Raw genomic sequence first — 6,257 nt, 5'->3', positions numbered from 1 at the left:
CCTGCTGCTCGGAGTCGGTCCGGCGCGGACCCGGAGGCCGGAACGCCCCGTGGCCGCACAGACCGGTGCCGAGGCGGCGGTCGCCCTGCGCCGGCCTACCGCCGTCAGCTCACGGCGATCGCCCTGCAGGACCTGGACTCCGCGGACCCCACGCTGATCGAGCCGTCCGTCTCCGCCTGGCTGGCGGACCTGGCCGGAGCCGCGATTGACGCCGCGCTCGCGGTGGCCGGCGCCGCGGTGGAGCGGCACGGCGAGGCGGCCGAGACCCTGGAGATCGCCGTGATCGGGATGGGCAAGTGCGGCGCCCGGGAGCTCAACTACATCTCCGACGTGGACGTGATCTTCGTGCACGCCGCCGGCCAGGGGCAGGACGAGACGCAGGCCGCCGTGGTGGCCGCGGAGATGGCCGGCGGCATCGGCAGGGTCGTCTACGGCTCCGCGCCGGAGCCCAACCTGTGGGAGGTGGACGCCAACCTGCGCCCGGAGGGCAAGGACGGCGCGCTGTCCCGCACCGTGGAGTCCCACGCCGAGTACTACCGGCGCTGGGCCCACGGCTGGGAGTTCCAGGCGCTGCTGAAGGCCCGCCCGATCGCCGGGTCCGCGAGCTCGGCGCGGAGTACATGGAGCGCATGTGGCCGCTGGTGTGGAAGTCCTCCACGCAGGAGGGCTTCGTGGAGAACGTGCAGAAGATGCGCGGGCGCGTGATGGACAACATCGCTCATGCCGAGCGGGACCGGGAGATCAAGCTCGGCGCCGGCGGCCTGCGGGACGTGGAGTTCACCGCCCAGCTACTCCAGCTGGTCCACGGCCGCGCGGACGAGTCCGTGCGGGTGCGCTCGACCCTGGAGGCCATCGAGCGCCTCCATGACGCCTCCTACATCTCCACCCGTGACGCCGAGGCCTTCGCCGCTCGCTACCGGTGGCTGCGCACCCTCGAACACCGCATCCAGCTGGTCCACCTGCGCCGCACCCACCTGATGCCGAAGAAGGAGGAGGCGCTGCGTGTGGTCGCCCGCTCCATGCAGGCCCCAGGCGAGGAGCGGCACGCGGACGCCAAGGGGCTGTCCGCGGACTTCCGCACCGTTCGCCGCGAGGTGCGCGAGCTGCACGAGCGGATCTTCTACCGCCCGCTGCTGTCCACCACGGCGGCGCTGTCCGACGACGAGGTCAAGCTCACCGCCGAGGCCGTGCAGGAGCGCCTGGCCGCGCTGGGCTACCGGGATCCGAAGGGCGCCCTGCGGCACATCGAGGCGCTCACCCAGGGCGTGTCCCGCCGGGCCTCCATGCAGCGCCAGCTGCTGCCGGTCATGCTCGGCTGGTTCGCGGACGGCCCGGACCCGGACGGCGGCCTGCTGGCCTTCCGCCGGCTCTCCGAGTCGCTGGGCCAGAGCCCGTGGTTCCTGCGGATGCTGCGGGACTCCAGCGCCGCGGCCAAGCGCCTGTGCGGCGTCCTGTCCAGCTCCCGGTTCATCGGCGACCTGCTGGAGCACTCGCCGGAGTCCGCCGCCTGGCTCGGGGACGACCGTCAGCTGGAGCCGGTGGACGCGGAGGCGCTGTGGAAGCAGGCCCGTGCCGTGCTGTCCCGCCGGGACGACACCGAGGAGCCCGCCCATGTGGTCCGCCACGTCCGGCAGGCCCGCCGGCGGGAGATCCTCCGCGTGGCCCTGGCCGACGCCTCCCACCACATCGACCTCGAGCAGACCGTCCGCGCCCTGAGCGACGTGGACCATGTGGCCGTGGTCGGCGCCCTGCAGATCTGCCTGGTCTCCCTCGAGCAGGAGGAGGAGCTGCTCACCGACGTCGCGGTGGTGGCCATGGGCCGCCAGGGCGGACGCGAGATCACCTACGGCTCGGACCTGGACGCCATGTTCGTGCACCGTCCCCGCGCGGCGCGGATCCGGATGCCGCGCAGCAGCAGGCGGTGCGGATCGCCAAGCAGCTCACCGCGCTGCTCAAGCAGCCGGCTCAGCCGCCGCTGCCGGGGGAGCCGACCCTGGTGGTGGACGCGGACCTGCGGCCCGAGGGCCGGCAGGGCCCGCTCGCGAGGTCCCTGGACTCCTACCGTGAGTACTACCGCCGCTGGGCGGAGGTCTGGGAGCGCCAGGCGCTGCTGCGTGCCCGGCCGCTCGCCGGGGACGCCGGTCTGCTGGAGGAGGTCGCCGCCTGGGCGGACCAGGTCCGCTACGCGGGAGAGCTCTCTGCCGGGGACCTGCGGGAGATCCGCCGGATCAAGGCCCGGGTGGAGTCAGAGCGGCTGCCGCGCGGCGTGCAGCCGGCCCGGCACGTGAAGCTCGGCCCGGGAGGGCTCTCGGACGTCGAGTGGCTCGTGCAGACCCTGCAGCTCCGCCATGCCGGGGAGCACTCCTCGCTGCGGACCACGTCCACGCTGCCGGCCCTGCGGGCCCTGGCCTCGCTGGACCTGCTGCCGGCCGCGGACGCGGAGGCGCTCGAGACGGCCTGGTCGCTGTGCAGCCGCATCCGCGCCGCCGGGTACCTCTGGTCCGGCAAAGCCTCGGACGTGCTGCCCTCGAACTCCCGGGACATGGCGGCGCTGGCCCGCTGGTGCGCCGGCCCGGAGACCACCTCCGCGGCGTTCGAGGAGCACGTCAGGCGTGTGATGCGCCGGGCCCGCCAGGTGTTCGAGAAGCACTTCTACGGCCTCTGACGCCGCGGTGCCCGGCCCGTCAGCCACACTCCCGTCCGGGGCCGGACGGGCACGGCGGAACGGGTCTCAGCCGCGGACCACGTGCTCGCCGAGCAGCTCGACGGTCCGACGGCGGACCTCAAGGCTCGGCGCCATCGCGGTGACCATGACCTCGTCCGCGCCGGTCTGCGCGGCGAAGTCCCGCACGTGCGCGGCGGCCTGCTCTCCGGTGCCGACGGCGGTGTGCCGCACCATGCGGACCACCTGGGCGGCGGCGGGGGAGTCCATGAGTAGGTCCAGCTCGTCCTCGGTGAGGTCCCGGCCGCGGCCCACGAGCATCTGCACGCGCAGGCGCAGGGCGTGCTCGTACTCGGCGCGGGCCTCGTCCTCCGTGTCCGCGGCCACCACGTTCATGGCGGCCATGAAGTGCGGCTCGGCCAGCTGAGCAGAGGGCTGGAAGGTCTCCCGGTAGATCCGGGCGGCGTGCTCGAGCATGTCCGGGGCGAAGTGGCTGGCGAACGCGTAGGGCAGGCCCAGGCGTGCCGCCAGCTGGGCGCCGAAGGTCGAGGAGCCGAGGATGTGCAGGGGCACGTCCGTCCCCTTGCCCGGGTAGGCGTCCACACCGGGGATCCGGGATTCGCCGCGCAGGTAGCCCTGCAGCTCCTGCACGTCCTGCGGGAAGTCCTCGGCGGCCTCCGGGGAGCGGCGCAGCGCCTGCAGGGTGCGCTGGTCCGTGCCGGGCGCGCGGCCCAGGCCGAGGTCGATGCGGCCCGGGTGCAGCTCCGCGAGGGTGCCGAACTGCTCGGCGATCACCAGCGGCGAGTGGTTCGGCAGCATCACGCCGCCGGAGCCCAGGCGGATCTTCTCGGTCTGCGTCGTCACGTGCGCCAACAGCACCGCCGTGGCCGAGGACGCGATGCCCGGCATGTTGTGGTGCTCGGCGAACCAGACACGCGTGAAGCCCTCCCGCTCGGCGGCCCGGGTGAGCTCCACGGACTCGGACAGGGCCTGCGCCACCGTCCGTCCCGGCTTGACGGTGGCCAGGTCGAGCATCGAGATCGGCAGCGCGGTCATGGCGGTCCTCCGTAGGGGGCAGACGAGAGTGGTCGACAGTGCCAGCGTCCGGGCCGTCGTTGTTATTCCGCGGGCGAGTCCGCCAGCGTCCCGCGGCGGACGGCCTCATGTCCGGTCGTCGCCGGCGTCCGCCGCCCGTGCACGACGACCGGCCCCGCACCCTCCGGAGGAGCTGCGGGGCGCGCGGCGCGGGTCCTCAGGGACCGGACGCCGGACAGGTCAGCAGGAGTAGTACAGCTCGAACTCGTAGGGGTTCGGGCGGGCGGCGAGCGGGGCGATCTCGGTCTCGCGCTTGTACTCGATCCAGGCCTCGATGAGATCCTCGGTGAAGACGTCGCCGGCGAGGAGGAACTCATGGTCCTCGGCGAGGGCGTCCAGGGCCTCCTCCAGCGAGGCCGGGGCCTTCTGGATGTCCGCGGCCTCCTCGGCCGGCAGCTCGTAGAGGTCCTTGTCGATCGGCTCGGCCGGCTCGATGCGGTTCCGGATGCCGTCCAGGCCGGCCATCAGCTGGGCCGCGAAGGCCAGGTACGGGTTGCCGGAGGCGTCCGGGGCGCGGAACTCGATGCGCTTGGCCTTCGGGTTGGAGCCGGTGATCGGGATGCGGATGCCGGCGGAGCGGTTGCCCTGCGAGTAGACCATGTTCACCGGGGCCTCGAACCCCTTCACCAGGCGGCGGTAGGAGTTCACGGTCGGATTGGTGAACGCCAGGACGGCGGAGGCGTGCTTGAGCAGGCCGCCGATGTACCAGCGGGCGGTGTCGGAGAGGTTCGCGTAGCCCTTCTCGTCGTAGAACAGCGGCTCACCGTCGGTCCACAGCGACTGGTGGCAGTGCATGCCCGAGCCGTTGTCCCCGAAGACCGGCTTCGGCATGAAGGTGGCGGACTTGCCGAACTGCTCGGCCACGTTCTTGACGACGTACTTGAACTTCAGGATGTCGTCGGCGGAGTGGGTCAGGGTGTTGAACTTGTAGTTGATCTCCGCCTGGCCCGGGGCGCCCACCTCGTGGTGGGAGCGCTCGACCTCGAGGCCGACCTCGGCGAGGACTGCGCAGATCTCGTCGCGCAGGTCCGCCTGCTTGTCGGTCGGGGCCACCGGGAAGTAGCCTCCCTTCACCGGGGTCTTGTGGGAGAGGTTGCCGCCCTCCTCCTCGCGGGAGGCGTTCCACCAGGCCTCTTCCGAGTCGACCTTGTAGAAGGAGCCCTGCGGGGAGGACTCGTAGCGGACGTCGTCGAAGATGAAGAACTCGGCCTCGGGGGCGAAGAACGCGGTGTCCGCGATGCCGGAGGAGGTCAGGTACTCCTCGGCGCGCTGGGCGACGCCGCGCGGGTCTCGGTGGTAGGGCTCACCGGTGCGGGGGTTCACGATCGAGAAGTTCATCGCGAGCGTCTTGCGGATGCGGAACGGGTCCACGTAGGCGGTGGCGATGTCCGGGATCAGCTGCATGTCCGACTCGGCGATGCCGGCGAAGCCGCGGATCGAGGAGCCGTCGAAGAGCTGGCCGTCGCGGAAGAAGTCCTCGTCCACGGTCTTGGCCGGGATGTTGAAGTGCTGCTGGACGCCGGGAAGGTCGGTGAAGCGGATGTCCACGAACTCGACGCCCTCCTCCTTGATGAACGTGAGGACTTCCTCGACAGAGCTGAACATTGTTCTCGCCTGACCTTCCTTGTGCGGCAGTGGGGGGCGGCCCGCCGGAGGTCTCTCTCCAACGCGGGACGTCCCTCACCCTACGTGAGCGGCATGACGGGGTCATGCCCTGGATGTTTCCGCCGTGTAACACAGTGGCGCCGACGGCCGGGTCGTGTGACGTGCCGGGCGGTGCGCCGGAGGGCCTCCGGCGCGGCCCCGACTAGGCTGGTGTGGTGGCCAGAGAAGAGAACACACCGAAGCAGCCGAACGCGCGGGACCGCCGCGGCGAGCCCCTGATCACTCGCCGTGAGATGGCCGGATGGGTGGACGGCCCCGGCGGCAACATCCAAGCCGGACGTTGGCCCGGCGAACGCCTCGGCCTGCCGGAGTCCGGCCCGAGCTCCCTGGCCCGGCCCGCCCGTCGCATCGGGGCGATCTGCATCGACTGGGCGATCGCCCTGGTGGTCTCCAACGTGTTCTTCGCCGGGGACGCCCTGGCGACCCTGATCGTCTTGGCCGTGATGCACGTGGTCGGCCTGACCGTGCTCGCCACCACCGTGGGCAAGGCCCTCGTGCGCATCCAGGTGGTGCGGCTCGGCGGCGGCTCCACCGCACCGGTCCACCGGATCCTGGTGCGCACAGTCCTGCTGTGCCTGGTGCTGCCCCTGATGATCGTGGACCCGGACGGCCGCAGCCTGCACGACAAGGCCGCCGGCACCGTCGAGCTCGTCATGTGAGCACACGGGCCGTCCTCCGCCGGCGGCCCCTCCACGACGACGACGGGACGTCACCTGCACTGCTCCCCGGAAGTTGGACTCCTATTCAAGTCCGACTCACCCGGGGAGCAGTGCTGTGCCAGCACCATCGAAACTCACACCAGAACAACGAGAACAGGCCATCGACCTGTTCGAGC

At 71.7% G+C, this 6,257-nt stretch carries 4 protein-coding genes and 3 pseudogenes; 5 read left to right on the top strand and 2 right to left on the bottom strand.

Features of this window, described 5'->3' with window-relative positions; all coding sequences use genetic code 11:
- The 4 genes and pseudogenes from AC2W7A_RS08155 to AC2W7A_RS08140 all read left to right on the top strand — a co-directional run.
- Window positions 1–705: pseudogene (locus tag AC2W7A_RS08155) on the top strand (hypothetical protein); the annotation flags it as partial.
- A pseudogene (locus AC2W7A_RS08150) lies at window positions 621–1,832 on the top strand ([protein-PII] uridylyltransferase family protein); the annotation flags it as partial. The pseudogenes AC2W7A_RS08155 and AC2W7A_RS08150, both read left to right, overlap by 85 nt.
- Window positions 1,833–1,921: 89 nt before the next feature.
- A pseudogene (locus tag AC2W7A_RS08145) lies at window positions 1,922–2,086 on the top strand (hypothetical protein); the annotation flags it as partial.
- A gap of 153 nt (window positions 2,087–2,239) precedes the next feature.
- Window positions 2,240–2,665 (top strand): [protein-PII] uridylyltransferase family protein, encoded by a 426-nt coding sequence (locus AC2W7A_RS08140; protein WP_485990918.1) that lies wholly within the window; start codon window positions 2,240–2,242, stop codon window positions 2,663–2,665.
- Between the two features lie 66 nt (window positions 2,666–2,731).
- Here the strand turns inward: AC2W7A_RS08140 and AC2W7A_RS08135 are convergent, their stop codons facing one another.
- Window positions 2,732–3,718: an LLM class flavin-dependent oxidoreductase gene (locus tag AC2W7A_RS08135; protein WP_485990916.1), complete on the bottom strand. Its 987-nt coding sequence runs from the start codon at window positions 3,716–3,718 to the stop codon at window positions 2,732–2,734.
- A gap of 219 nt (window positions 3,719–3,937) precedes the next feature.
- Window positions 3,938–5,362, bottom strand: a complete 1,425-nt coding sequence (gene glnA / locus AC2W7A_RS08130; RefSeq protein ID WP_485990915.1) for a type I glutamate--ammonia ligase — start codon at window positions 5,360–5,362, stop codon at window positions 3,938–3,940.
- A 293-nt stretch (window positions 5,363–5,655) separates the two neighbouring features.
- Here glnA and AC2W7A_RS08125 point away from each other — a divergent pair, with 293 nt between their 5' ends.
- Window positions 5,656–6,081: an RDD family protein gene (locus tag AC2W7A_RS08125; protein ID WP_485990917.1), complete on the top strand. Its 426-nt coding sequence runs from the start codon at window positions 5,656–5,658 to the stop codon at window positions 6,079–6,081.
- Window positions 6,082–6,257: the final 176 nt, after the last annotated feature.

The organism is Micrococcus sp. LASM2_SD2, from assembly GCF_057364565.1.
Note: the sequence above shows the minus strand (reverse complement) of the source record. Positions and strands in the feature narration are given on the sequence as shown.